Source organism: Streptomyces sp. Q6 (assembly GCF_036967205.1).
GTDB lineage: Bacteria > Actinomycetota > Actinomycetes > Streptomycetales > Streptomycetaceae > Streptomyces > Streptomyces citrinus.
Genome location: NZ_CP146022.1, coordinates 7,302,283 through 7,326,028, shown reverse-complemented (window position 1 = coordinate 7,326,028; position 23,746 = coordinate 7,302,283). Strand labels below are relative to the sequence as shown.

General features: G+C 72.8%; 16 protein-coding genes and 1 pseudogene. 4 read left to right on the top strand and 13 right to left on the bottom strand.

Translation table 11 applies throughout. The features are described from left to right. The 6 genes from V2W30_RS33750 to V2W30_RS33725 form a co-directional block, all read right to left on the bottom strand. Positions 1–192 carry an aldo/keto reductase gene (locus V2W30_RS33750; RefSeq protein ID WP_338702381.1) on the bottom strand — a complete coding sequence of 64 codons (192 nt, stop codon included), beginning with the start codon at positions 190–192 and terminating at the stop codon, positions 1–3. Between the two features lie 147 nt (positions 193–339). Next, positions 340–1,431, bottom strand: a complete 1,092-nt coding sequence (locus tag V2W30_RS33745) for an effector-associated domain 2-containing protein (protein WP_338702380.1) — start codon at positions 1,429–1,431, stop codon at positions 340–342. Next, complete coding sequence (locus V2W30_RS33740; protein ID WP_338702379.1) at positions 1,428–2,576, bottom strand: hypothetical protein; 1,149 nt, start codon at positions 2,574–2,576, stop codon at positions 1,428–1,430. Before V2W30_RS33740 ends, V2W30_RS33745 begins: the two co-directional genes overlap by 4 nt. 101 nt (positions 2,577–2,677) lie before the next feature. Next, on the bottom strand, positions 2,678–7,030 hold the full coding sequence (gene fxsT / locus V2W30_RS33735; RefSeq protein WP_338702378.1) for an FxSxx-COOH system tetratricopeptide repeat protein: 4,353 nt from the start codon (positions 7,028–7,030) through the stop codon (positions 2,678–2,680). Next, a complete protein-coding gene (locus tag V2W30_RS33730) occupies positions 7,030–8,076 on the bottom strand; it encodes a MoxR family ATPase (protein WP_338702377.1) in 1,047 nt (348 codons plus the stop codon). The genes fxsT and V2W30_RS33730 overlap by 1 nt, the downstream gene beginning before the upstream one ends. Further along, the gene (locus tag V2W30_RS33725; RefSeq protein ID WP_338702376.1) at positions 8,073–9,503 is read right to left on the bottom strand and encodes an effector-associated domain 2-containing protein; all 1,431 of its coding nucleotides are present in this window, start codon (positions 9,501–9,503) and stop codon (positions 8,073–8,075) included. The genes V2W30_RS33730 and V2W30_RS33725 overlap by 4 nt, the downstream gene beginning before the upstream one ends. A gap of 296 nt (positions 9,504–9,799) precedes the next feature. Between V2W30_RS33725 and V2W30_RS33720 the strand changes: the two genes are divergently transcribed. Together V2W30_RS33720 and V2W30_RS33715 are read left to right on the top strand one after the other, a co-directional pair. Further along, positions 9,800–10,576, top strand: coding sequence for a carboxylesterase family protein (locus V2W30_RS33720; protein ID WP_338702375.1), 777 nt, complete (start codon positions 9,800–9,802; stop codon positions 10,574–10,576). Next, positions 10,552–11,304 (top strand): carboxylesterase family protein, encoded by a 753-nt coding sequence (locus tag V2W30_RS33715; RefSeq protein WP_338702374.1) that lies wholly within the window; start codon positions 10,552–10,554, stop codon positions 11,302–11,304. Before V2W30_RS33720 ends, V2W30_RS33715 begins: the two co-directional genes overlap by 25 nt. Positions 11,305–11,318: 14 nt before the next feature. Here V2W30_RS33715 and V2W30_RS33710 read toward each other — a convergent pair whose 3' ends face one another. The 7 genes and pseudogenes from V2W30_RS33710 to V2W30_RS33680 all read right to left on the bottom strand — a co-directional run bounded on the left by V2W30_RS33710 (position 11,319) and on the right by V2W30_RS33680 (position 20,618). Then, complete coding sequence (locus tag V2W30_RS33710; RefSeq protein ID WP_338702373.1) at positions 11,319–13,637, bottom strand: arylsulfatase; 2,319 nt, start codon at positions 13,635–13,637, stop codon at positions 11,319–11,321. Further along, a complete protein-coding gene (locus tag V2W30_RS33705) occupies positions 13,634–15,520 on the bottom strand; it encodes an ABC transporter ATP-binding protein (RefSeq protein ID WP_338702372.1) in 1,887 nt (628 codons plus the stop codon). Before V2W30_RS33705 ends, V2W30_RS33710 begins: the two co-directional genes overlap by 4 nt. After that, entirely contained in the window at positions 15,517–16,380 is an 864-nt protein-coding gene (locus V2W30_RS33700) for an ABC transporter permease (RefSeq protein WP_338702371.1), read from the bottom strand. Before V2W30_RS33700 ends, V2W30_RS33705 begins: the two co-directional genes overlap by 4 nt. A gap of 11 nt (positions 16,381–16,391) precedes the next feature. Then, a complete protein-coding gene (locus V2W30_RS33695) occupies positions 16,392–17,336 on the bottom strand; it encodes an ABC transporter permease (RefSeq protein ID WP_338702370.1) in 945 nt (314 codons plus the stop codon). A gap of 34 nt (positions 17,337–17,370) precedes the next feature. After that, on the bottom strand, positions 17,371–18,969 hold the full coding sequence (locus V2W30_RS33690; protein ID WP_338702368.1) for an ABC transporter substrate-binding protein: 1,599 nt from the start codon (positions 18,967–18,969) through the stop codon (positions 17,371–17,373). 280 nt (positions 18,970–19,249) lie between these two features. Then, positions 19,250–19,333: a putative leader peptide gene (locus tag V2W30_RS33685; protein WP_338703864.1), complete on the bottom strand. Its 84-nt coding sequence runs from the start codon at positions 19,331–19,333 to the stop codon at positions 19,250–19,252. Positions 19,334–19,404: 71 nt separating this feature from the next. After that, positions 19,405–20,618: pseudogene (locus tag V2W30_RS33680) on the bottom strand (ROK family protein). A gap of 702 nt (positions 20,619–21,320) precedes the next feature. Between V2W30_RS33680 and V2W30_RS33675 the strand changes: the two are divergent. Both V2W30_RS33675 and V2W30_RS33670 read left to right on the top strand, forming a co-directional pair. Further along, positions 21,321–22,316, top strand: a complete 996-nt coding sequence (locus tag V2W30_RS33675) for a TauD/TfdA family dioxygenase (protein WP_338702367.1) — start codon at positions 21,321–21,323, stop codon at positions 22,314–22,316. Then, positions 22,313–23,743 (top strand): sulfatase-like hydrolase/transferase, encoded by a 1,431-nt coding sequence (locus V2W30_RS33670; protein WP_338702365.1) that lies wholly within the window; start codon positions 22,313–22,315, stop codon positions 23,741–23,743. The genes V2W30_RS33675 and V2W30_RS33670 overlap by 4 nt, the downstream gene beginning before the upstream one ends. Positions 23,744–23,746 lie beyond the last annotated feature (3 nt).

The following is a 23,746-nucleotide window of genomic DNA, read 5'->3' as shown; positions in this document are numbered from 1 at the left end:
CTACTCGGCCCGGCCCTGGGGGTTGCCGCTCCCTATCGCGTTGCTGCGGGGGCGGCGGGTGTCGTCGAGGAGTCTGCGGTTGGGGGCGAGGGCCGGGTCCCGGCGGAGTTCTACGATGCTGACCGCGGTGAGGTCCACCAGGTCCGACTCCACATGGTCCGCCGGACGGTCGGCGCGTACCGGCTCTTTCAAGGTGTGCTCCCCCTTCACCTACGACGGCACGCGATGCCGCCGCCGTCCTGTATCCATCATGACGAAGCTTGCCCGGTCCCGGAACCCGCAGACCCGGCCGAAGATCGGGAACGTCCTGTTGGCCGATTCCCGTCGGGTGCGCGGTGGTCAGTCGGCCGCCAACCCCTCGATCGCGTCGCGGAGTTCGGCGGCTCTGCCCGGGTCGTCGTCGAGCGAGGTGACCGCCTCGTACAAGGTCCACAGATCGTCGCTCCGGGTGCCGTGGGCGCGCACGACGGCGACCAGGTCGGGGCGTGGAGCGGGGTTGCGCCGCATGTGGGCGGTCAGCCTCGGGTCGAGCAGCAGCACCAGGGTCTGGCGCTCGTCGAGGCTGTGGGCCAGCGGATAGGCGAGGAGCGCCTCGACGACGCGGGTGAGCGCCGCGAGGGTGCCGCGGCCTGCGGCCCGTACGGGGCGCGGCCGCACCGTCTCCGCGTGTCCCGGCCGGTTGAGGATCAGTGTCGGCAGCTGCTCGGTGCGTCCCGAACTCCACTCCTTCTCGACCAGGTCGCGCACGTCGGCGAAGAGCGGCACCGGGTCGGGTGCCGCGCCGCCGCCGGTCCGGGCGAGCGAGGTGAGGACGAGGTCGGAGAAGAGTCCGGTGCGTCGCTCCGGGTCGTTGACGGCGCGCTGCCCGCGCGTCGCGGCCAGCAGCAGAGCCTGCTCGTGCACGTCGGTACGGCCGCCCGCGGGGAGGTGCTCGGTGGGCAGGGAGTGCGGGAAGCCGTGCCGCTCGTCGAAGGTCTGGCAGGCGTCGACGACCCAGGTCTGCCGCCCGAATCCGGTGAGGGAGTCGCTGGACAGGCGTCTGCGGGCGGACTCCAGGTCCAGATTGCGTCGGTCGTCGGCGGTGGCGTCGGAACAGTAGAGACGGATCCGCTCGTCCTGGTCGAGGACTCCGTGGCCGCCCCACCACACCCACAGGAAGTCCCCCTGGCGTGCGGGGAGTTCGCGCACGAGTGCGTCGCGCAGCGTGGCGTGGTCGGCGGGTTCGTGCGCGGGCCACGGCCGCTCGTCGTCGACGGGCGCGAGGTGCAGCAGGATGTTGCGCTCGGGCACGCCGCGCTCGCGCAGCCAGGTGTGGAAGCGCAGGGCGTCGTGGGCGGGTCCGGGCAGCCGCCAGGTGTCGCCGGCCCGGTAGCGTTCGATGCCGACGACGAGCGCCGTCACGCGAGCGGGGTCGATCTCCGGGTGCCTCACGGGAGCTGGTCCGCGATGGCGCGGTAGACGGCCGGGTCGTCCCAGTAGGCGCTGTGCGCGACGGGGAACGGCTGCCGGCTGTCGGTCGCGATGTCGGTGACCCGGCCGGGGAAGAGCGGGGCGCCGCGGTAGCCGAGCAGGTCGCGGACGTCGTAGAGGTTCAGCCAGGCGGGGACGTGCGCGGGCAGCTCCGCCGGATGGTCGAGGGAGGGCAGGGCGCCCGTCTCGTACAGGAAGGGTCCCTGGGAGCCGACCGTGACGAGGAGTTCGACGCCCGGCTGCGGGCCCTGGATCAGGGTGTCGAGGGCGATGATGCCGCCCAGGCTGTGGCCGAGGAGCACGATCGGGGGCCGCTGCGCGGCGATCAGCTCGCGCAGGCCGTGGCGTACGCCGTCGCCGCGCGCCAGGTAGCGCAGGATGTCGCCCGCGGCGGGGTGCGCGGCGTCGGTGAGCGCCCGGCGGCGCCGTACCGCGATCCGTGAGCCGGCCCTGAGCGCGGGCCGCTTGAGGGCGCGCAGGATCAGTCCGCGGTCGGCGCCCGCGGGTGTGGCACCGAGTGCCTCGGCGATACGGTCGACGGCCGCGTCCCGCGCGTCTCCCGTGCACAGGACGGGCGCGTCGCTCGCCAGGGCGGCGCCGATGACGCCGGCGGCGAGGGCGCGGGCGAGCACCCGGGCGAGTTCGTCGGCGTCCAGGGCCGAGGCGGCGGGCGGCAGGAGCGGGGAACGGGCGAGAGCTGTCGCGCACGCGGTGAGACCGGGTCCCAACTCCGGCGCGATGTCGCCCAGTCGCAGCAACAGGCGGCGCGGCCGTTCGTCGGGGAACGCCGACCCGGGGGCCGTGACGGTGGCCCCCGCGCCGACCGCGGCCAGCGCCAGTTCCGCCTCCGGGTCCGCGTACCGGAGTGCCCACCGCTCCGTCTCGTCCTCGTCGCCGTCGTCGAGGCCACGACCGGTGCCGCCGGGCCCTTCCGGCACGCTCGCTCCACCGGCCGCGAGCGTGGCTCCGTGCGCCTCGCCCCAGTAGTAGGGGACGACGCGCGCGTGCGGCGCGACCTCGTCGATGCCCGTGGTGACCCGGGTGCGCAGGTGCGTGAAGCGTGGCTCTCTGACGCCCGTACCGTGAATGAAGACAACCGTGGTCAATGCGTTCAGCCCCCGTGCCGGTCCCGAATCCCGCCCTGCCCCTGTGCGCCGCGGGGCCCGGCTACGGCCGGTCGCCCGCGACGCCTGTGCTCACCCCGCTGTCACATCGGCAGCGGGGCGATGTCCACCTCGATGCGCTGGTGCAGTTGGGCCGCCATCCGCCAGGGGTGTTCGACGCCCAGGACCCGGGTGAGGCCCTCGACCGCCTGCGCGTGGAGCCGGTCCGCCTCGGCCGTCTCGCCGAGGCCGCGCAGGTCCAGGCCCAGGTTGGCGGTGCAGGACAGGGTCAGGGGATGCTCCGGACCCAACACGTCCGTCAGCAGCGGCAGCACGGCCTCGTCGACGGCACGGGCCGCCGCGAACCCGAGGCGCGCGTAGTGGTCGTTGGCTCGGCCGAGACGCGCGGTGAGGGTGAAGGGGTGCCGCTCCCCGACGGTCGCCGTGAACTGCTCGACGGCCTCGACGTCGTGCTGCTCGGCGGCGGTGATCTCACCCAGGGCGCGCAGCGTCGCGGCCAGGTTGACCAGGGCGCTCAGCGTGCTCGCGTGGCTCTCGCCGAACACGGTGCGGTAGCGCGTCACGTTCTTCTCGCCCAGTTCGCGCGAGAGCGCCAGGTCGCCGCTGAGCCGACGGTCGACCACCGCGTTCATCTGTGTGGCCAGGGTGTCCTCGTACTGCGTTCCGTAGCGCTCGGTGAAGCGGACCAGGGTGTCCTCGGTCAGCTCGCGCGCCGCGGCGACGGCTCCGGCACGGCGGCGGCACACGGCGAGGTCGCGGGCGGCCTTGATCGTGGCGGCGTTGTCGGGTCCGAAGTTCGTCACGTACGTCTCGTAGGTGGATTCCTGGAGGAGGTGGGCACCGCGGTAGTCGCCGGACTCGCGGATGTCGATCGCCAGGCCGTTGAGCGAGTTGAGCGTCAGTCCGTTCGTGGGCCCGTAGAGCAGGTCGAACTGGCGGGCCGTCTCCTCGTCGACGGCGCGCGCCTCGCCGAACGCTCCGCAGCAGCGCAGGGTGACGCCGTAGTTGTGCGCGGCCTCCAGGGTCTGCGGGTCGTCCGGGCCGAAGAGTCGCCGGGCCATCGCCAGCGCCTCCTCGTCGAGTCCGCGGGCGGCCTCGAAGTCGCCCTGATAACGCTGGGCCATGGCCATCTGCCACATGGAGCCGATGAGCTCCTCGTCCGGGACGTGCCCGGCCCGGGAGCGCTCCAGGGCCGTCTCGTTGAGCCGCATCGCCTCTGCCGGGCTGCCGAACTTGCGCAGCATGAACGCCAGGAACTTCGCCATCCTGATCACCAGGATGTCGTCGTCGCCCGACTGGGCCTGCCAGGCCGTCCAGGCCTCCCTGGCCATGCTCATCGAGGTGTCGTGGGCTCCCCAGAAGTAGAGGAAGAACACCACGTCGTAGACGAAGTCGCGGACCCAGGGGTCCGAGCTGCGCACCGCCCCCGACGCCTGTACGTGCGGCAGCAACGCCTGGTAGGTGGGCCAGAGTTCGGGCGCTGCGCCCTCGCCGGGCTTGGCGGTGGCGAGGAGCTGGTGGGCGGCCTTGCGCATCGTGGCCTCCGCGGCCTCGTCGAGGCCGGTCGCCAGCACGTTCTGCATCAGACGGTGCATCTGGAGCGTGCCGCGTTTGTGGTCGAGGCGGATCAGCGAGAACTTGCTGAGTTCACGGGTGGCGCGGGCGAGCAGCACCGGGTCGCGCAGGACGGGGTCGAGTTCGGGGCTGATCACCACGTTCCGGCCGCCGCGCAGCAGGCTCAGCGGGATCGGCTCGGGCGCCATCAGGGCGCAGATCTCCAGGAGTTGACGGGCCGCCGGGTGCTCCTCCGCGAGGCGGTCCAGGGAGAGGTTCCAGGCCGCGGCGACCGGCACCGGGTAGTCCGGGTTCGGGTCCAGGTCCAGGATCTCGAGGCGGCGCTGGGCGAGGAGTTCGAGGTGCTCGGCCACGGGCATGCCGGTGGCGGCGTGCCAGGCTCCGGCCTGCTCGATGGCGAGCGGGAGGTCGCCGAGGGCCTCCGCGAGCTGGTCGGCGTCCTGGTCGCTCAGATCGGGCGCGCGCCGCTGGAGCAGGGCGATGGACTCGGACCGGTCGAAGACGTCGACGCTGAGCGGCGTGGCGACCCGCTCCCAGTCGCGGTTGCGCGAAGTGACGATGATCTTCCCGGGGCCGCCGCTGGGGAAGTAGGCGCGGACCGCGTCGATGTCCTCCGCGTTGTCGAAGATCAGCAGCCAGTTGTCGTGCGGCTTCCCGGTGCGCAGCGCCTCCTGGACGGCGGGCACCGCGGTGTTGGCCTGCGGGCCGGTGTTGAGGCCGAGGACGCCGGCGAGTTCGGCGAGGGAGGCGAGGATCAGGGACTCGCGCTCCGAGGGGACCCACCAGATCACGTTGTACTCGGCGCTGTGCCGGTACACGTACTCGATCGCGATCTGTGACTTGCCGACGCCGCCCATGCCGTGCAGCGCGTGCGGCAGGACGGCGGCGGTCTCCTTCTGCCGCAGTTGTTCCTCGACCGCTTCCAGGAGGATCTCGCGCCCCGTGAAGTTGGGGTTCTTGGGCGGCACATTTCCCATGATCTTCGGCTGACCGCTCCGGACGAAGCGGTGTTCGGGAGCCTTGAGGTCCATGGTCGTGTCAGCCTTCCCAGCATCAGTGTGTTCGGTTGTCTCAGGCCTCGCCGTCGGCGGCACATCGTCTCCTGGTTCGGTGGTGCTGTCCGCAACCAGCCCTTCCCCACCAGGCGCACCGTTATCTCTGTGCGCCCCCGGACCACCCCCGTTCGCGACGGGTGCGCCGGAGGTGATGCCCGCCATGATCCGCGCGGCGCGCCGGGCGTGCGGCCCGGACAGGGCCCGCAGCACGGCCAGTTCGACGCGGAGCCAGGGGCGGCCCGAGGTCTCGGGGTCCGGCAGCGCCGTGCGCTCGGGGTCGCGTACGGCGGCTCGCAGCGGGGCGGCCGCGCCCTGGCCCGCGCGCAGGTCGGCCAGCAGGTCGACGGCGTGGGCCAGCTGGCTGCGGTTCCCGGTGGCGAGCAGCGCCTCGCGGACGCCGTCCGCGAACTCGGGGCTGCCGCCGCCGTCGTGGTCCCAGTCGATGAGGCCGCCCATCATGACCTCGGCGACGTGGTCGGGGCCCGCTTCGGGGACGGCGCGCTCGCGCAGCTCCTCGATGAGGTCGAAGTCGAGCGGGATCACGGCGAGCAGCAGCGCGAGGTGCCGGGCGATCGGGCTGGCCAGGCCGAGGAAGCGGGCGACGACGGCAGCCGCGGCGCGCGGGCCGTCGATCCTCGGGGTGCGCAGTCCGGGCGCGGGGGCGCCCTTGGCGAGGCCGCCGGCGAGCACGACGGGCAGGGTGCGCCGGACGCCGGGTTCGCCGGTGACGAGGTCGGCCCAGGCCGCGAACGAGGCGGGGTGCGCGCTGAGCACGGGCACCGGGACGCCGCCGTCGTCCGGTTCGGGCAGCGGGTCGGCGAGCGGGTGCGGTGGCCGGCAGGTCAACTGCCGGTTGAGCGCGCCGAATCCGGCCGCGCCGAGCTGCGCGCGGAACGGGTACAGCGAGGAGCGGTGGCGCAGATAGGGCGGTAACAGGTGGACGACGGCGGTCGGTCCGCCGCCCGCCAGCCGGGTGAGCAGGGTGTCGGCGCCGGCGGTGGCCCAGCCCGCGCCGAGTCCGTCGGTGACCACGAGGCAGAGCCGCCTGCCGCTGCCGTCGAGCAGTTCCCGCGGGTCGCCGGTGCGGCCGCCGGGCCAGCGCAGGACGGCGGGTCCTGTGGCGGGGACGCAGACGCGCACGGTACGGACGTCACGGAACGCACCGCTCTGCGTGGCCTCCTCGGCGATACGGCGGACGGTGCCGCGCCAGGCCCGCATGGTGAGGGTGTCGTCGACGAGGAACACCAGGTCGAACGTGGGTTCCCGCTCCGGTCGCAGGTACGGGATCCACAACCCGTCGCTGAGGCCGTGCTCGGCGGTGCGCTCCTCGTCGAGGAGGTTCAGGGTGCGCGAGGGCACCCGGCGGCCGAGTACGCGCAGGGCACGGGCGAGCCGCAGGGGTCGCGGCGGGTCGGGCGGCGGGAGCGGGGGCAGCTGGAAGACGGATTCGGCGCCCGCGCCTTCGGGGGCGGACTTGAACAGGGGCATACGGATGTCGTGCGACTCCTCGTCCGCGTCGGGGGCGGACGGTGTGGCCCGGGACCCGGGCAGGGATGAGGGCGGGGTGGGAGGTCGAACGGGTGCGGAGCGCGGCGGCGGGATCTCGTCCCGCTCCGCCGGGCCATCCGGATGATCCGCTTCCGTCCGATGCGATTCCGCGGGGTCGCGCCGTCCTGAGGCGAGCCACGCGGCCGCGAGCCAGGCGGAGTCCGCGAGATCGCGCCAGTCCGGTTCGTCGTGCCCGGTGGCCTCGCCGTGTCCGCCGTCGCTCGGGTCGGGTGCACGCTCCCTGGGCAAGCCGGTCATCAGCGGCCTTTCGCGAGGTCGCGCAGCAGCATCTCGACGAGCTTACGCCCGTGGGTGTCGTGCTGAAAACCACGCGAGGTCACCAGCTGGACGGCGTTGAGGAGTTGGTCGACCGAGTGGGTTCCTCCGTCCTTCACCCGGCGCTCGAACTGGTCGAGCAGGGGGCCCACGACGTCCTCGCTGCCGCGCAGATGGCTCGACACGATCGCGACGAGCTGTTCGCGCGAGGGCAGCCGCAGCTCCAGCGGGAGGCAGCGGCGGCGCAGCGGCAGCGGGAACTCGCGTTCGCCGTTGCTGGTGATCACGACGATCGGGAACGCGCGGCACTCGATCCGGCCGTGGCGCACCGTGGTCCGCACCCCCGGGTCGTCGGTGAACACGCTCGCCTCGGGTTCGGCGCTGCGCATCAGTTCCGGGATCTCGTAGGACCCGTTCTCCATCACGTGCAGCAGGTCGTGGGGCAGGTCGACATCGCACTTGTCGAGTTCGTCGATGAGCAGGACACGGGGCTGTTCATACGGGAGGAGCGCGGTGCCCAGCGGCCCGAGGGTGAGGAAGTCACCCATCCGCGGCGGCAGTTCACCGTCCTGGCCGGGGTCGGCGCCCGCCCGCCAGGCGGCGACGGCCTGGGCGCGGCCGATCGCGTCGTACGAATAGAGTCCGCCGGACAGCCTGCTGCGCGAGACGATGCCCCACTGGAGGACGCGGCCGAGGCCCAGTTCCTGGGCGATGAGGTACGCGAGGGTGGACTTGCCCACACCGGGCGGCCCGGTCACCAGGAGCGGGCGGCGCAGCAGGATCGCCGCGTTCACGACGTCGATCTCCTCGTCGCGCAGCTGCACCAGGTCCTGGGCCTCGCCCAGGCGGCGCTCTGCGGCCCGGGTGTCGTCGAGATCGGGCAGGGGGATCGGCGGGCCGCCGGCGAAGCGGCGCCACTGCGGCGGGTCGGGCAACCGGGGTCCCTGGCCGACCGGGGCCCGGTCACCGGCGGCCCGGAACACACGCCAGGCGGGCGGCGCCCCGGCGGCACCGTACTGCTCCGTCATGCCGGCATCTCCTCACAGTCGACCAGGCGGTTGGGGTCGTCCCACAGGAACGCGATATGTCTGCCCACCAGGAGCGGTCCCACATCGTCCGTCTCCGCCTGTGTGCGCAATTGGTGGACTTTGGCCGGCAGCTGGGTGGGGGACGTGCCGAGGATGAGCTGGAGCACCTCGACGGAGCCCGGCATGTTCTCGCGCCGGTCCCAGGCGGCGAGGCCGACGCCCTCGGCGAGCGCGGCGGCCAGCGCCTCAAGGCCCTGCTCGCGCACGGCGGGGTGCTGGAGGATCACGGCGGTCTTCTCCGGCCGCGCGGCGAGGCGGGCGCGCCAGCGGCCGAGGTCGAGCGGCCCCTGGGCGCTCCACCGGTAGGCCTCGGCGGCGGTCGCCGACTGGAAGGTGCCCCAGCGGGCCCGCCAGCGGCGCAGCTGGGCCGGGTCGCGGGCGCGCATCCGGTCGAGGCTGCGCAGATGCACGTAGTAGCGCAGGCTGACCGGGAGCGGCGCGGTGTCGCTGTCGATCTCCAGGCGGGCCATGTCGTGGTTCAACAGGGCGTGCGGCAGGACGAATTCGATGTGCACGGGTCCGTCGTCCGGGCGGTGCGCCCACTGGGCCTCGCCGTGGCGCAGCGCCCGGTCGACGACGGCGGCGAGGGTGTCGAGCGTGGCGGACTCCACGCCGAGGGCGATCGGCTGCCAGATGCCCGCCGCCGCGTTCACCCAGTGCCGTACGAAGACCCGGTCCGAGCTGTCGTCCGCCGGGTCGATCATGACGACGAGGGCGCGTGGCACGGTCGGGTCGACCGCGGCCCGCCCGGAGATCCGCTCCCGGCGCTCGGCCAGGGTCGCCTCGTGTCCGGCGTCCTCGGCCCAACCGTCCGACCAGGCGCGCAGTTCCGGGGCGCGGGCGGCGCCGAGGTCGGCGGCCACCTCGACGAGGACGACCACCGGGGGCAGCCCGTCGTACTGCGCGTTCTGCTCCAGCAGATGGTCGAAGAAGTCCACGGCGTCGTCGCAGTCGGGCAGTTCGATGCGTAGTTCCCGGGCGAGCGCGGTGTGCAGCGCGGCGCGCGGAACGGGGCTGCCCGAGGCCAGTAACTCGCGTGCCTGGCGGGCGACTTTGACGCTGAGCACCGGCTGCAACGACGGAGTGCCCCGGGTCTCCACACCGCGCGCCTCGCGCACGGCGATGCGGGCCAGGCTCTCGGCCGCCTCCGGCGACGCGAGGGCCTCGACCGCGCCCTTCAGCGCGGGCAGGCCGCGCTCGTGCGGCAGGACCTTGTTCAGCAGGGCGACCATCTCGGCGCGCGGTTCGAGGCCGCGCTCGCTCACTTCGAGACCCGTCTCCGAGGCGACGAGCTCGATGAACAGGGAACGCTGACCGGCATCGCGAATGCATCCCAGTGCGATCAGTTCTTTCGCGAGGAGCGTCACGAGGCGCACCGGGACGCCCCGCGGCCCGTGTGCCGCGCCTGTATCCACCGACCATCCCCCGTGCGTCGGTCCCACCCGTCGGAACTTCGGGCGAAGCTACCACGTCAACTCTACTGCTACCAGGGCGGATTGGGTCCACCACCGGGAAGGCTGAGGTTCCCGGGAGCCCGCGGCGCGCGGTCGGATCAGCGGCGTTCCGCGGTACGGGACAGATACTCCGATGACTCGTGTCATCGTGGATGCTGTACGGCGGCCACCACGCCCGGCGGCCTCGCCCCCCAGGAGGGACACACCGTATGACCGACGCCACCGCCACCGCTCCCGTACGCACCACGACGGGACTCGTCCGCGGGCGCACCCGTGGGCCGCTCCATGTCTTTCGCGGCATCCCGTACGCCCAACCCCCGGTCGGAGCACTGCACTTGGCGGCCCCGGTGCCCGCGCTGACCTGGGACGGCGTGCGGGACGCGGTCGCCTTCGGGCCGCCGCCTCCGCAGTCGCTGGCCACGGCGGTCCCGCGCACCGCCGCGCCCGAGGGCGACGACTGGCTGACGGTCAACGTGTGGTCGCCGGAGCTCGGTGCGGCCCGGCTGCCGGTCCTCGTCTATGTGTACGGCGGCGCCTACCTCACCGGGTCCGCGGACGGGCCGCCGTACGACGGGGCGGCGCTCGCCGAGCGCGGTGTGGTGGTCGTGACGTTCAACCACCGGGTCGGCGCCGAGGGGTTCGGCGTGTTCGACGGCGCGCCGGCCAACCGCGGCCTGCTCGACCAGGTGGCGGCGCTGCGCTGGGTGCGGGAGAACATCGGGGCGTTCGGCGGGGATCCGGACCGGGTGACGGTGTTCGGCGAGTCGGCGGGCGCGGGCGCGGTGGCGTCGCTGCTCGCGATGCCGTCGGCGGCGGGCCTGGTGCGCGCGGCGATCGCGCAGAGCGTGCCCGGCACGTTCTTCACGCGGGAGCTGGCGCGGGACATCGGGGCACGGATAGCGGAGCGGCTCGGCGCACCGGGCGCGTCGGCGGCCGACCTCGCCGCCCACTCCCCGACGCGTTGCGCGACGCGACCGACGCGCTGATCCGGGACCTGCCGTCGTACGCCGGCCGCTGGGGCCGCGTCGCGCACACGCTGACGCCGTTCTCCCCGGTGGTCGACGGCGAGGTGCTGCCCGAGGACCCGTGGACGGCACTGGCGGCGGGCGCCGCGCGCGACGTGCACCTGATGGTCGGTCACAACCGCGACGAGTACCGCCTGTTCACGGTCCTGGCCGGGCGGTACGGGGCGACGACCGCGGACGAGGCGTCACTGGCGCTGCGCCGCTTCGGCCCGGGTCCGCAGGCCGAGGACGACTACCGCGCGGCGTATCCGTCCGCGGACCCGTCGGCGTTGCAGGAGCTGGTGATGTCCGACTGGCTGTTCCGGATGCCGAGCCAGCGGCTCGCCGAGGCGCAGGCGGCCGGTGGCGGTACCGCGTACCTGTACGAACTCGCCTGGCGGTCACCGACGTTGGGGGCGGCGCACGCGCTCGACGTGCCGCTCGTCTTCGGAACGCTGGACAACGACTTCTCCCGGATGTTCTTCGGCGGCGGTGCCCCGGCCGAGGCGGTGGCCCTGTCGGCGGAGATGGGCGAGGCGTGGACGGCGTTCGCCGAGCACGGGCAGCCGGGGTGGGCGCCGTACCTCCCCGGCGAACGGCTGACCCGGATCTTCGACGCGCCGTCGACCACGGCCTCGTATCCGCAGGAGTCCTCGCGCCGGATCTGGGAGAAGCACGCCTTCGACCCGCTCGGCCTGGACCCCGCCTGACGTCCGCGGGCCCGTCATTCGAAGGCCGCCGCCGCCTCGTTCAGGGTCCGCGCGATGACCTGCGGGTCGTAGGCGGCTTTCGGGCCCGGCGTGTAGGTCACGGCGCGCAGTGCGCCGGTGTACCGGAAGGTGCGGTGGCGCTCGTACACCGGCCAGGACACCGGTGACTTGCGGTCGATGCCGACGCTGATGCCCTGGAGGGGGGCCATGCCGAGGAGTTGGTGGACGCTGTCGAGGCCGCCGGTGCGCTCCCCGTCGACGAAGACGTCGAAGCCCCAGCGGATGCCTTCCTGGGCGGTGGCGACGAGGCTCAGGGTGCGGGCCTCGGCGGGCACCGCTCCCGCGTCGGCCGTCACCAGTTCGCCGTACTCGTTGAACGCGAAGTTCAGGCGGCCGTCCTCGATGTAGAGGCTGTAGCCGCCGCCCTGGTCGCCGTGCGAGACGAGCACGCCCTCGGCGGGTGGGCCGGCCAGGTCGACATCCACACGGAAGTCGCGGAAGGAGATGAGGCGGGAGCTGCGGTAGCGCTCCAGTTCCGGGGTGCCGGGGAGCAGGCGCAGGGGGCGTTCGTAGCGTTCGTCGGCGGGGTGGCGGCGCAGGAAGCCGCCGCTGGTGTCGACCAGGGGGAAGACGCCGTTGCGCCAGGCCGCCTGGTCCCAGGCGGCGGCCAGCTCCTTGACCAGTTCCGGGTGCCGGTCGGCCAGGTCGGTCGTCTCGGTGGGGTCCGTGGTGATGTCGTACAGGGACCATTCGCTGTCGTCGTAGGGCGTGCCTGGGCGGTGCAGGGTGACGAGCTTGAGGCCGTCGCGGTAGTAGGAGCGGTCCCCGGTGATCTCCGAGTACTGCTCGCCGTGGGTGGAGGGTGCGGCGGCGTCCTTGAGGACGGGCACGAAGGAGGTGCCGTCCTCGGCGAGCGTGGGCCGCCCGTGGATCTCCGTCGGGCGCTGTACGCCGGCGAGTTCGAGGAGGGTGGGCGCGATGTCGGTGACGTACTGGTACTGGTGGCGGGTGGCTCCGGAGGGCAGTCCGTTCTTCCAGGTGAGCACGGAGGGGACGCGTACGCCGCCCGCGTAGGTGTTGCCCTTGTACAGCCGGAACGGGGTGTTGGAGGCCATGCCCCAGCCGCGCGGATAGTGGACCAGCGAGCGCGGGCCGCCGATCAGGTCGATGTCGCGGGCGACGTCCGGGTTCCAGTCGTCGGGCAGCCGCGGGTGGTGGGCGAAGCGGGAGAAGTAGGAGCGGGTGCCCTCGCGGCCGCCTTCGCCGGTGCCGCCGTTGTCGGAGGTGAACAGGATGATGGTGTCGTCGAGTTCGCCGAGCTGGTCGAGGGTGTCGACGAGCCGGCCGAGGTTCTGGTCGACGTTGTCGACGACCGCCGCGTACACCTCCATGTAGCGGGCGTAGAGGGCCTGTTGGGTGTCGGTGAGCTCGTCCCAGGCGGGCACGTCGTGGCCCGCCTCGGCGTTGCGGTCGGGCAGCCGGGTGCCTTCGGGGAACAGTCCGGCGGCGAGTTGGCGTGCGAAGCGGGAGGCGCGCAGCCGGTCCCAGCCGTCGGCGTAGCGGCCGCGGTACTTGGCGATGTCGGCGGGCTTGGCCTGGAGCGGGCCGTGCACCGCGTTGTGCGCGTAGTAGAGGAAGAACGGTTTGTCGGGGTCGTGGGCGCGCAGCGACTTCAGCATCGAGATCGCCTGGTCGGTGATGTCGTCGGTGTAGTAGTAGTCGTCCGCGAACGAGTCGATGTCCAACGGGCTGTTGTCACGCACGAGTTGGTGCGGGTGGAAGATCGAGGTGAGACCTTCGAGGACCCCGTAGTACTGGTCGAAGCCCTTCTGGAGGGGCCAGTTGCCGCGGCTGTCGGCGGCGTGGGACGCCGAGTCGCGCGACAGGTGCCATTTGCCGACGGCGTACGTGGCGTAGCCCGCACCATGCAGGGTCTGGGCGAGGGTGGGGACCGTGTCGGCGATCTCCATGGCGTATCCGGGGAAGCCCGCGTCGGCGTTGGCGACGAAGGAGTAGCCGGCGCGGTGCGGGTTGAGGCCGGTGAGCAGGGCCGCGCGGGACGGTGAGCAGAGCGGGGCGGTGTGGTAGTTGGTGAGGCGTACGCCGTCGGAGGCGAGGCGGTCGAGGACGGGGGTGTCGATCTCGGAGCCGTAGGGCCCGGTGTCGCTGTAGCCCATGTCGTCGACGAGGACGACCACGATGTTCGGCTTGCCCTCGGTGTCGGGGCGGGGCGCCCAGTGGGGTGTCGACTCGGCGAAGGTGCGGCCGACCGTGCCGGGGAAGTCCGCGTAGGGGTCGGGGCGGCGCTGGTCGGGGGCGTCGGTGGTGCTCATGCGGTGGCTTCCCATCGGGTGTGCGGGTCGGTGAGCGAGCCGCGGACGACCGGCTCGGGGGCGGCGGCCAGCAGCGTCCGTGTGTACGGGTGCCGGGGGTTCTCCACGAGGTCGTCGGCGGGGCCGGTCTCGACGATGCGGCCGTGCCGCATGACGGCGATGCGGTGCGAGACCTGGCGTACCACCGCGAGGTCGTGGGCGATGAAGACCAGGGCCAGGTCGAGGTCCCGCTGGAGGTCGGCGAGGAGGTTGACGACCTGGGCCTGGACCGACACGTCGAGCGCCGAGACCGGTTCGTCGCAGATGAGGACGGCGGGGGACGGCGCGAGGGCGCGGGCGATGCCGATGCGCTGGCGCTGGCCGCCGGAGAAGTCGCGCGGGTGGCGGTCGGCGGCGCTCGGATCGAGGCCGACCTGCTCCAGGAGCCGCGCCACCTCGCGCGGCCGGTCCCGTTCGGTGCCGATACCGAAGGCGATGAGCGGTTCCGCGATGATCCGGCCGACCGTGAGGCGGGGGTTGAGCGAGGCGTAGGGGTCCTGGAAGACGAGCTGGACCTGGCGGCGCAGGTCGTGGAGTTGCCGCCGGTCGGCCGGGGCGACCGGGGTGCCTCGGAAGGTGACCGTGCCCGAGGTGGCCGGGTGGATGCCGATGAGGGTGCGGGCCAGGGTGGACTTGCCCGAGCCGGACTCGCCCACGACGCCGAGGGTCTCGCCCGCGGTGAGGGTGAGGTCGACTCCGTCGAGGGCTCGGGTCTCCCTGCGGTCGGCGCGGCGGCGGGACGACGACGCCGGGAAGTGCTTGTGGAGGTTCTCGGCGGTGAGGACGGTTTCCCGCCGCGCGGCGTTCTCGTGTCGTGCCGGGCGCGGAGCGTCGGTGGTCGCTCGCGCCGGTCCCGGGGTGTCCGCCGCGGCGATCGGTTCCAGGCAGGCCGCGCGCGTACGGTCCTCGGTGACGGGCGGCTCCGTCGTCCCGCACTCCTGTGTCGCCCGCGCGCACCGCGGCGCGAACGCGCAGCCGGCGAGCGGCAGCGACAGGTCGGGCGGGCTGCCCGCGATGCCCTCCAGGCGGGTGCCCGCCGGACGGTCGAGGCGTGGGACCGCCGCCAGGAGGCCCGCCGAGTAGGGGTGGCGGGGGGCGTGCAGGACGTCGCGGGTGGGGCCTTCCTCGACGATGCGGCCGCCGTACATCACCGCGACCCGGTCGCAGGCGCGGGCCACGACGCCGAGGTTGTGGGTGATGAGGACCAGCGCGGTGCCGGTCTCCTTGGTGGCTGTGTCGAGGACGCCGAGGATCTGGTCCTGGACGGTGGCGTCGAGGGCGGTGGTGGGCTCGTCGGCGAGGAGCACCTCGGGGTCGTTGGCGAGGGCGAGGGCGATCATGACGCGCTGGCGCATGCCGCCGGAGTACTGGTGGGGGTGGTCGTCGAGGCGGCCCGCGGCGTCGTGGATGCCGACCAGGTCGAGGAGTTCGAGGGAGCGGGCGCGGCGGGCCGCCCGGTCGCCGCGGCCGTGGGCGCGCAGCACTTCGTCGAGGTGGCGGCCGATGGTCAGGACCGGGTTCAGGGAGGTGAGCGGGTCCTGGAAGATCATGCCGACGCGGTCGCCGCGGACGGCGCGCAGCGCGGTGTCGTCGAGTGTCGCCAGGTCCGTGTCGCCCAGGCGTACGGAGCCGCCGGTGACCCGTCCGGTGCCGGGCAGCATCCGCATCAGGGCGAGCGCGGTGGTGGACTTGCCCGAGCCGGACTCGCCGACGATGCCGAGGGTGTCGCCGGCGGCGAGGCGGAAGGAGACGCCGCGGACCGCACGGACCGGCGGCCGGGTCCCGGTCGGGTCGGGGAACTCCACGCTGAGGTCGGTGACGTCGAGGACGGGGGCGGCGCTCATCGGCGTACTCCCTGGTTGAGGGCCTCGGCGAGGAGCGAGAGGCCGAGGACGAGGAGTGTGACCACGGCGAGAGGGACCAGGGCGAGGGACGGGGTGTCGCCGAGGTGGCCGACGGCCGAGGCGAGGATGTTGCCGAGCGAGGGGGCGGGCGCGACGACGCCGACGCCGAGGTAGCTCATGCCGCCCTCGATGAACACCGCGACGGACAGGGACACGGCGATCTGCACGATCAGTGGGTCGGCGGCGTTGGGCAGGATGTGGCGGACGAGGACGCGCTGCCGGGAGGCTCCGCCGACGGCGGCCGCGACCGCGTACTCGCGCTCGCGGTGCACCAGGATCGCCGCCCTCAACTGCCGTCCGAACACGGGGATCTCGGCGAGCGCGACGACGAGGACCACGGTGCCCGCGCCCGGACCGACGATCGCGGTGACGGCGAGGGCGAGGACGAGTCCCGGGAAGGCGAAGATCAGGTCGAAGATCCGCTGGACGACGGTGTCGACGACCCGGGCCGTCGTCGCGGCGAGCGCGAGCCCCACCCCGAGCAGCGCGCCGAGCGGCACGGCCGCGGCGATGATCCACAGGTCGGAGCGGATCCCGTACAGGACGCGGCTGAGGACGTCGCGGCCGAGATCGTCGGTGCCGAGCGGATGCCCGGCGGCCAGCAGCCCGGTCAGCGAGTCGGCGGACTGCGCGGTGGGCGAGGCGGGCGCGAGCAGCGGGGCGAGCAGTCCGGCGAGGGCGATCCCGCCGACGAGGACGAGCCCGACGATGCCACGCGGCGTCAGGAGGCCCTGGACGTAGGGGTTCTGTCGGAGTTCACGGGGGCGCCCGGTGGTCGGCGGAGCGGCGATGGCGGTCATGGCGTGGCCCCTCACTCGAAACGGATGCGCGGATCGAGCCACGCGTAGACGACGTCGGTGAGCAGCTGCACGACCACGAACACGACGACGAGCAGCAGCAACAGGTCCTGGATGACGGGGTAGTCGCGGCGCAGCACGGCTTCCTGGGCGAGGCGGCCGAGGCCCGGCCAGGAGAAGATCGCCTCCACCAGGACGGCGCCGCCGAGCAGATGGCCGATCTGCATCCCGAGGAGGGTGACGACGGGCGGGGCCGCGTTGGGCAGGGCGTGCCGCCACAGGATGCGGCGGCGGGGGACGCCGAGGGCGGTGGCGGTGCGGACGTAGTCCTCGTCGAGGGTGCGTTCCAGGCTGTCCTTCAGGTAGCGGGCGAGGACCGCCGCGGAGGGCAGGGCGAGGCAGAGCGACGGGAGCAGCAGGTACTGCGCGGCGAGGTCGGGGGCGTCGAGGAACGAGCCGGCGCCGCCGGACGGCAGCAGCCCGAGGAGCACGGCGAACACCAGGACCAGGACGACGCCGCTGACGAACGGCGGCACCGAGAGCGCCGCCGTGGTCAGCACCCGGACGAGCGCCTGGACGGGCCTGCGCCGCGAGGTGGCGCCGAGCACTCCCCCGGTGAGGCCGAGGACCAGCACCCACGCCAGCGCGCCCAGCGTCAGCTGCACGGTCGCGCCGAGGCCCGCGCCGATGAGGTCGGCGACATCGCCGCCGATGACGTACGACGCGCCGAGGTGCCCGGAGAACAGGTCGCCGAGCCAGTGGAAGTACTGGGTGAACGGTGACGCGTCCAGGCCGAGCCGGTGGCGTATCGCCTCGACGGACGCCGGGCTCGCGTCCGCGCCCGCGAGGCTGTCCGCCGGATCGCCGGGGATCAGGCGCAGCAGGAGGAAGACGGCGACGGACGCGAGGACGAGGACCGCCAGGGCCGAGGGGACGCGTTTGACGAGATAGGAGCGCATGGGTGGGATCTCCTCAGTTCCGTTGCGCTGCCGCCTACTTGGCGAGGTAGGCGGTGTCGAGGTCGAGCAGGCCGTAGCGGTTGATCGCGATGTCGTGCAGCTTGGTCGTGTACACCGCGGTGGCGGGGACGGCGGCGAGATCGATCACGAAGCACTCGTCGAGGAGGAGGTCGGTGAGCTTCTTGTAGAGCCCTCGGGCGGCGGCCCCGGTGGGATCGGCGGTGGTGTTCCAGGCGCCGACGGCGAGCTTCTTGTACGCGGCGGAGGAGAACTTCGACGTGTTCTTCTCCGCGTTGAAGGGGTACGCCGAGACGGCGAGCGTGGACGGGATGGACTGGCCGAAGCCGTGCCCGCCGCACCACAGCGCGTCGAAGTCCTGGGCGATGAGCTTCTTCTGCCAGGCGGCCGGGTCGCGGGGGACGATGTCGACGGTGATGCCGACCTGCTTGAGGTCGTACTGGACGAGCTGGGCGAAGGCGTCCTGTCCGGTGACGTACTCCATGGTCAGTTTCAGGCCCGTGGCGCCGACCGACTTGAGCAGCTCGCGCGCCTTCGCCGGGTCGTGCTTGCGGGAGACCGGCTCGGACGGCGCGAAGGCCACGGAGTCCTTGGTCCAGGGGGTGTCCGTGGCGGTGCCGAACCCGTACATCACCTGGCTGACCAGGCGGTCGCGGTCGACGGCGTAGGAGATGGCCTGGCGGACCGCCTTCTCCTTGAGCTCGGGGTGGGTGACGTTCGCGCCGACGTAGTACGAGCCGCCGGTGCCGTAGCTGAACTGGTTGACGGTGAAGGCGGGTTGGGAGGAGAAGGCCTTGTTGTTCTTGCCGTCGAGCTGGAAGGTCAGGTGCACCTCGCCGGTCTTCAGGGCCGAGGCGATGGAGTCGGTCTCCGAGATGACACGGATCTCGACGGCGTCCAGGTAGGGGCCCTCGTCCTTCCAGTACGCGTCGTTGCGCTCGAAGGTGAAGGACGTGCCCGGGGTCCACTTCTTCGCCCGGAACGGGCCCGTGCCGTTGAACTTCTTGCCGGTGAGGGCGTCCGGCACATTGCCGCCATCCGAGATGATCATGAACTCGAAGAGGTCGAAGAGATTGCTCACCGGGTGGTCGAGGGTGAGGACCAGCTCGTGGTCGCCCTTCTTGTCGAAGCCGGTGATGGCGAGCGCGGTGGAGCGCAACTGGGCGGAGCGGTCCGGGTTCTGCGTGTTCTTGATGGAGCTGACGACGTCGTCGGCGGTGAACGCCCTGCCGTCGTGGAAGGTCACTCCCTCGCGCAGGTGCAGCGTGACGGTCCTGCCGTCGTCGGAGACGTCCCACTTCGTGGCCAGTTCGGGCTGCGGGTCGAAGTTCTTGTCGTAGACGGTGAGCGTGTTGTAGATCAGGCGCTGCGGCAGGCAGGCGCCGCTGATGGTGAACAGCAGGGCGGGCGTGAAGTCCTGCTGGGAGGCGATGGTGAGGGTGCCGCCCTTGACCGGCTTCGCGTCGCCCGACGCGTCGGCGGACGCGGCACCTCCCGTCGCGGCGCTGCGGCAACCGGACAGGCCGAGCCCGAGGAGCGCGGCGCCCGCTCCGGCGGCGCGCAGGGTGGAGCGGCGGGTCACGGACGTAGCGACAATGGAGGATATTTCGGTCATCGAATCCTGCCTGGATGCAAGGGGCGGACGTACGGAGGCACGACAAGGGCCCAGGTGAGAGAGCGCGCCCCGGAGGCCGGCCACCACGCTCGGTGACACAACGTCAGAACAGGGCGCTACAGAGGGAGTTGAGAGCGTCGAAAGCTGCACACGGGCGGTGCGGGAGGAGTGGGCGCACAGGCTCGGCGCCTGCTCCGGCCGGTGTTCTCGGCAGGAGTGCTCAGCCGGTCTTCTCGACCGGCGTTCTCAGCCGGTGTTCCCAGCCGGTGATCAGCGATTTTCAGGGGCGGACGGCACACACCGCGCTGGCCTGTCGACAGAGGTCGACGTGCCTGCGGGACACGAGGCGCTGGTCCGGATTCATGCGAGCAATATGACAGCGCCTTTCTCGAACGGTCAACCGGTCTTGTCCACGATGCAGGACCCGCCCCCTGCTCACCCGCGATCACCTGACGTCCCGTCGACGCTCGAAAAAGGGCTTCTGAACAGGGGATTCAGCAGCACGGTAGCGGCGGCGACCGGGAGCGCATCGCGTCCAGAATGTGGATTCACGATGCGTTCGGGGTCGTCGCAGACGTGCGAGTGGCCGATCGCCGCACCGCGGATCTCGGCCAGATAGCCCTCGTCCCGCAAGCTGCTCTGGTCGGTCACCACCACCAGGTCCGGGTCGAACACGTCGAGCAGCAGGGCCACCGCCGCGCCGACCGCACGGGCCCGGTCGCGCAGCAGCCGCTCGGCGCGCTCGTCGCGCGCGGCCGCCTCCCACAGCAGCCCGAACTCCGGTGCGGGGACGAGACCTTGGCGTACCGCGGACTCCACCAGGGACGTGTCCGAGACCGTGGCCGCCAGACAGCCCGTACGGCCGCAGTCGCACGGGACGTCGGAGCCCGGCACGGGCAGGTGGGCCACGTCCCCGCGCCCGACGCGGGGCCTCGGTGGACGACGCCCGCGATGCCGATCGCCGCGTCGACGACGTTGCCGACGAAGAGGTGGACGAGGCTGCGCCGGGCGGCACTGTGGCCGAAGAGGATCTCCGACTGCGCGATGGCGCGGGCGTGGTTGTCGATCCGCACCGGGAGGCCGAGCGCCCCGGCGAGTTCGTCGGCGAGCGGCCGCTCGTGCAGCCCGAGGGCGTCGTGGCGTACGACGCGGCCCGCGCCCGGGTCGACCCAGCCGCCGAGGACGGCGCCCACGCCGAGCACGGGCCGGGTGGCGGGCGCGGCCGCCATGAAGTCGCGCAGCGCGTCCGCGATCCGGGCCACGAGGTCCCGCCGGGCGATGCCGTCGTGCGGGAAGGTGCGCCGGGCGACGACCCTTCCGCGCAGGTCGACCAGGCCGAACGTGGACCCCGGCACCCCGATGTGGACACCCCCGGCGACCGGCCCGCCGACCTCCCCGGTGTGCAGGTCCACCGGTGTGCGGGGGCGGCCCGCGCCGCGCGTCTCGACCAGGTGGGGCAGGTCCCGCAGGAGTCCGGCGCGGCCGAGGTCGGAGCACTGGCGGGACACGGCGGCGGGGCTCAGTCCGCTGACCCGGGCGATGGTGGAGCGGGCGACGGGGCCGTGCTCCAGTACGGCCCGCAGGACAGCCGCGGCGTTGGCCTCGCGCCGGCCGTCGCCAGGCAGGGGGGCGGAGTGGGTCGCTGTCATCGTCCGTCCTGGTGGTCGGCTGGGCTCGGGAGAGCGCGCGGAGGGTCGCTCGCACCGTAGTCCGGTCGGGGCGGCGGAGTTCGCAATGTTGCCGCGGGATGAAATCGCCGACCCGCGCGGCTCCGCTTCCACAGTCACGTATCCGCAGGTCACGGCGCGCTTGGTGGACGCACTGCGCCCAACGAACCGACGGACGGGCCGGGTTGACGTGTGCGCGGAGCCGGGGGCAAGGTCGGGCCATGTCCGCCACGACGATGCTCGCCGAGCGGCTCCACATCGACCTGGGACGCCTCGCGTCGTCGGCCTGTCGGAGCCTCGCCTCCCTGGCCTGCCGCGGCTGACCACGTCACTTCTCCACGGTCGCGGTGCCGCGGCCGGTTCGTCCGGCCCGACAGTTCGTCCGGCCTGATTTCTTCCGCTGCGAGACGAATTCCGTACCGGTCACCTCCGCAGGCGATGGCCCTCGGCCCCGCGGCCACCGAGCCCTCGCACTCGAACGAGCCCAGCAGCCCACCGAGCCCAGCGCTCGTACGACCTCAGCACCCCACCGAGTCCGGCTCACCACCGAGCCCAGCTCCCCACCCGGCCCACTTCCCCACCGAGCTCAGCACTCGACCCAGCTCGGCACCCACCGGCCTCAGCGCCTCACCTACTTCAGCGCCCCACCGATCTCAGCGCCCCACCGAAAGGACCCGCGTTCCCATGACGACCGCACCCGCCACCCCTGCCACTGCCACGGCCACCACCCCCGCCCCCACCGTCACCGTCACAAAACTCGGCGGCCGTCTCGGCGCCGTCATCGAGGGCGTCCGCCTCTCCGGCGACCTCGCCCCCGAGACCGTCGCCGCCGTCCGCGCGGCACTCCTCACCCACAAGGTCGTCTTCTTCCGCGGCCAGGACCACCTCGACACCGACTCCCACGAGGCGTTCGGCCGGCTCCTCGGCACGCCGGTCGCCCACCCGACCGTCCCGTCCGCCGACGGCCGCTACTCGTTCCCGATCAACTCGGACTACGGCGGCCGCGCCAACCAGTGGCACAGCGATGTCACGTTCGTCCCCGCCTACCCGGCCTTCTCGATCCTGCGCGCCACCAAGATCCCCCCGTACGGCGGCAACACCCTGTGGGCCAACACCGCGACGGCGTACGAGAATCTGCCCGCCCCGCTCCAGGAGCTCGCCACGAGTCTGCGCGCCGTGCACTCCAACGACTACGACTACGCGGCCTTGCGCCCCGACGCGATCCCGGAGCAGCTCCAGCGCTTCCGCGACGTCTTCGCCAAGATCAAGTTCCTGACCGAGCACCCGGTCGTCCGCGTCCACCCGGAGACCGGTGAACGGACCCTGCTGCTCGGCAACTTCGTACAGAAGATCTCCGGACTCACCGGCCGCGACTCCCGCGACCTGCTCGAACTCTTCCAGCGCCACATCGAGCGCCCGGAGAACACCGTCCGCTGGCAGTGGCAGGTCGGTGACGTCGCCATCTGGGACAACCGGGCCACCCAGCACTACGGCGTCGACGACTCCGACGACCACGAGCGCAAGCTGGCCCGCGTGACCATCGACGGCGACGTCCCGGTCGGCGTCGACGGTCGTACGTCCACGCTCCTGTCCCCCGATTCGGTGCCCGAGCCGGAGCACGGCATCGCGTCCGGCGCCTCGACGGCGGCGACCGGCACCCCGACGTCCGTCGTCGCGTGAGCACCGCCGCACCGCGCCCCGAACCGGCCCGGCGCCGTCCGAACGTCGTCGTCATCCTCACCGACCAGCAGCGCTGGGACACGACCGGTGTGCAGGGCGGCCCGCCCGGACTGACTCCGCAGTTCGACCGGATCGCCCGCGAAGGCACCCTGGTCGAGCAGGCGATCACGCCCAACCCGGTCTGCGCACCCGCCCGTTCGGCCCTCCAGACGGGTCGCTGGCCGACGGCGGCGGGCGTGCACCGCAACGGGCTCGCCCTGCCCGCCGAGCTGCCGACGCTCGCGAGCGGCTTCGCCGAGGCCGGGTACGCGACCGGATACATCGGCAAGTGGCACCTGGCGGGCGCGCCGTCGGGAGCGGGTCCGGTGCCGAAGGACGCGCGGGGCGGCTATCAGGAGTGGTTGGCGTCCGAGCTGCTCGAGTTCACCTCGGACGCCTACCACACCGTGTTGTACGACGAGGCGGGTGAACCGGTGCGGCTGCCGGGGTACCGCAGTGACGCGCTGATCGACGCGGCGATCCGGTTCGTGGCCGACCACCACGACCGCCCGTTCCTGCTCTTCGTCTCGCTCCTCGAACCGCACCACCAGAACCCGACCGACGACTATCCGGCTCCTGAGCCGAACACGGCCGTCCCGCAAGGGAGTTGGCTGCCGCCGGATCTGGCCGCGCTCAGCCCGTCCGCGCCCCAGGGCGGTGTCCACCGGCATCTCGCGGGCTACCTCGGCCAGATCAAGCGGGTCGACGAGGGCGTGGGCCGGCTGCGCGACGCGCTGCGCAGCCTCGCGCTCACCGAGGACACGATCCTGGCCTGGACGGCGGATCACGGCTCGCACTTCCGCACACGGAACGGCGAGTACAAGCGGTCGGGGCACGAGGCGTCGGTCCGGGTGCCGCTGGCCCTCACCGGGCCGGGATTCACCGGCGGCGGTCTCGTCCGTCACCCGGTCAGTACGGTCGACCTGATGCCGACGCTCCTGTCGGCGGCGGGCGTCGACGTGCCGTCGGGCGTCCAGGGCCGGTCCTTCCTGCCGCTCACCGGGGGAGGCGCCGACCCCGGCCGGCCGCCGGAGGTGTTCATCCAGATCAGCGAGGACCAGGTGGCCCGCGCCGTGCGCACCGACCGCTGGAAGTACGTCGTCGCGGCGCCGGACGCCGACCCCTGGCACGACGCCTCGGCCGGCCGGTACGTCGAGACCGAGCTGTACGACCTGGCCGCGGACCCCTACGAGTTGGACAACCTGGCGGGCCTCACCTCCCACCGCCGCGTCGCGGACTCCCTGCGCGAGGCGCTCGCCGCCTGGCTCGACCGGGTCGGCGAGAAGCCGGTGACGGTGACACCGGCACCGGAGCGCCCCACGGGTCAGCGCAGCGTGGATCCCTTCCCACCTGACCTCCCTTGGGATTCACTGCCGTTCGCGCATTAGGCG

Bases quoted from the DNA above. Each gene is read 5' to 3' on its own strand.
- fxsT (WP_338702378.1), bottom strand. From the start codon at position 7,030: ATGACCGGCTTGCCCAGGGAGCGTGCACCCGACCCGAGCGACGGCGGA.
- V2W30_RS33730 (WP_338702377.1), bottom strand. From the start codon at position 8,076: ATGACGGAGCAGTACGGTGCCGCCGGGGCGCCGCCCGCCTGGCGTGTG.
- V2W30_RS33720 (WP_338702375.1), top strand. From the start codon at position 9,800: ATGACCGACGCCACCGCCACCGCTCCCGTACGCACCACGACGGGACTC.
- V2W30_RS33710 (WP_338702373.1), bottom strand. From the start codon at position 13,637: ATGAGCACCACCGACGCCCCCGACCAGCGCCGCCCCGACCCCTACGCG.
- V2W30_RS33705 (WP_338702372.1), bottom strand. From the start codon at position 15,520: ATGAGCGCCGCCCCCGTCCTCGACGTCACCGACCTCAGCGTGGAGTTC.
- V2W30_RS33700 (WP_338702371.1), bottom strand. From the start codon at position 16,380: ATGACCGCCATCGCCGCTCCGCCGACCACCGGGCGCCCCCGTGAACTC.
- V2W30_RS33695 (WP_338702370.1), bottom strand. From the start codon at position 17,336: ATGCGCTCCTATCTCGTCAAACGCGTCCCCTCGGCCCTGGCGGTCCTC.
- V2W30_RS33690 (WP_338702368.1), bottom strand. From the start codon at position 18,969: ATGACCGAAATATCCTCCATTGTCGCTACGTCCGTGACCCGCCGCTCC.
- V2W30_RS33685 (WP_338703864.1), bottom strand. From the start codon at position 19,333: ATGAATCCGGACCAGCGCCTCGTGTCCCGCAGGCACGTCGACCTCTGT.
- V2W30_RS33675 (WP_338702367.1), top strand. From the start codon at position 21,321: ATGACGACCGCACCCGCCACCCCTGCCACTGCCACGGCCACCACCCCC.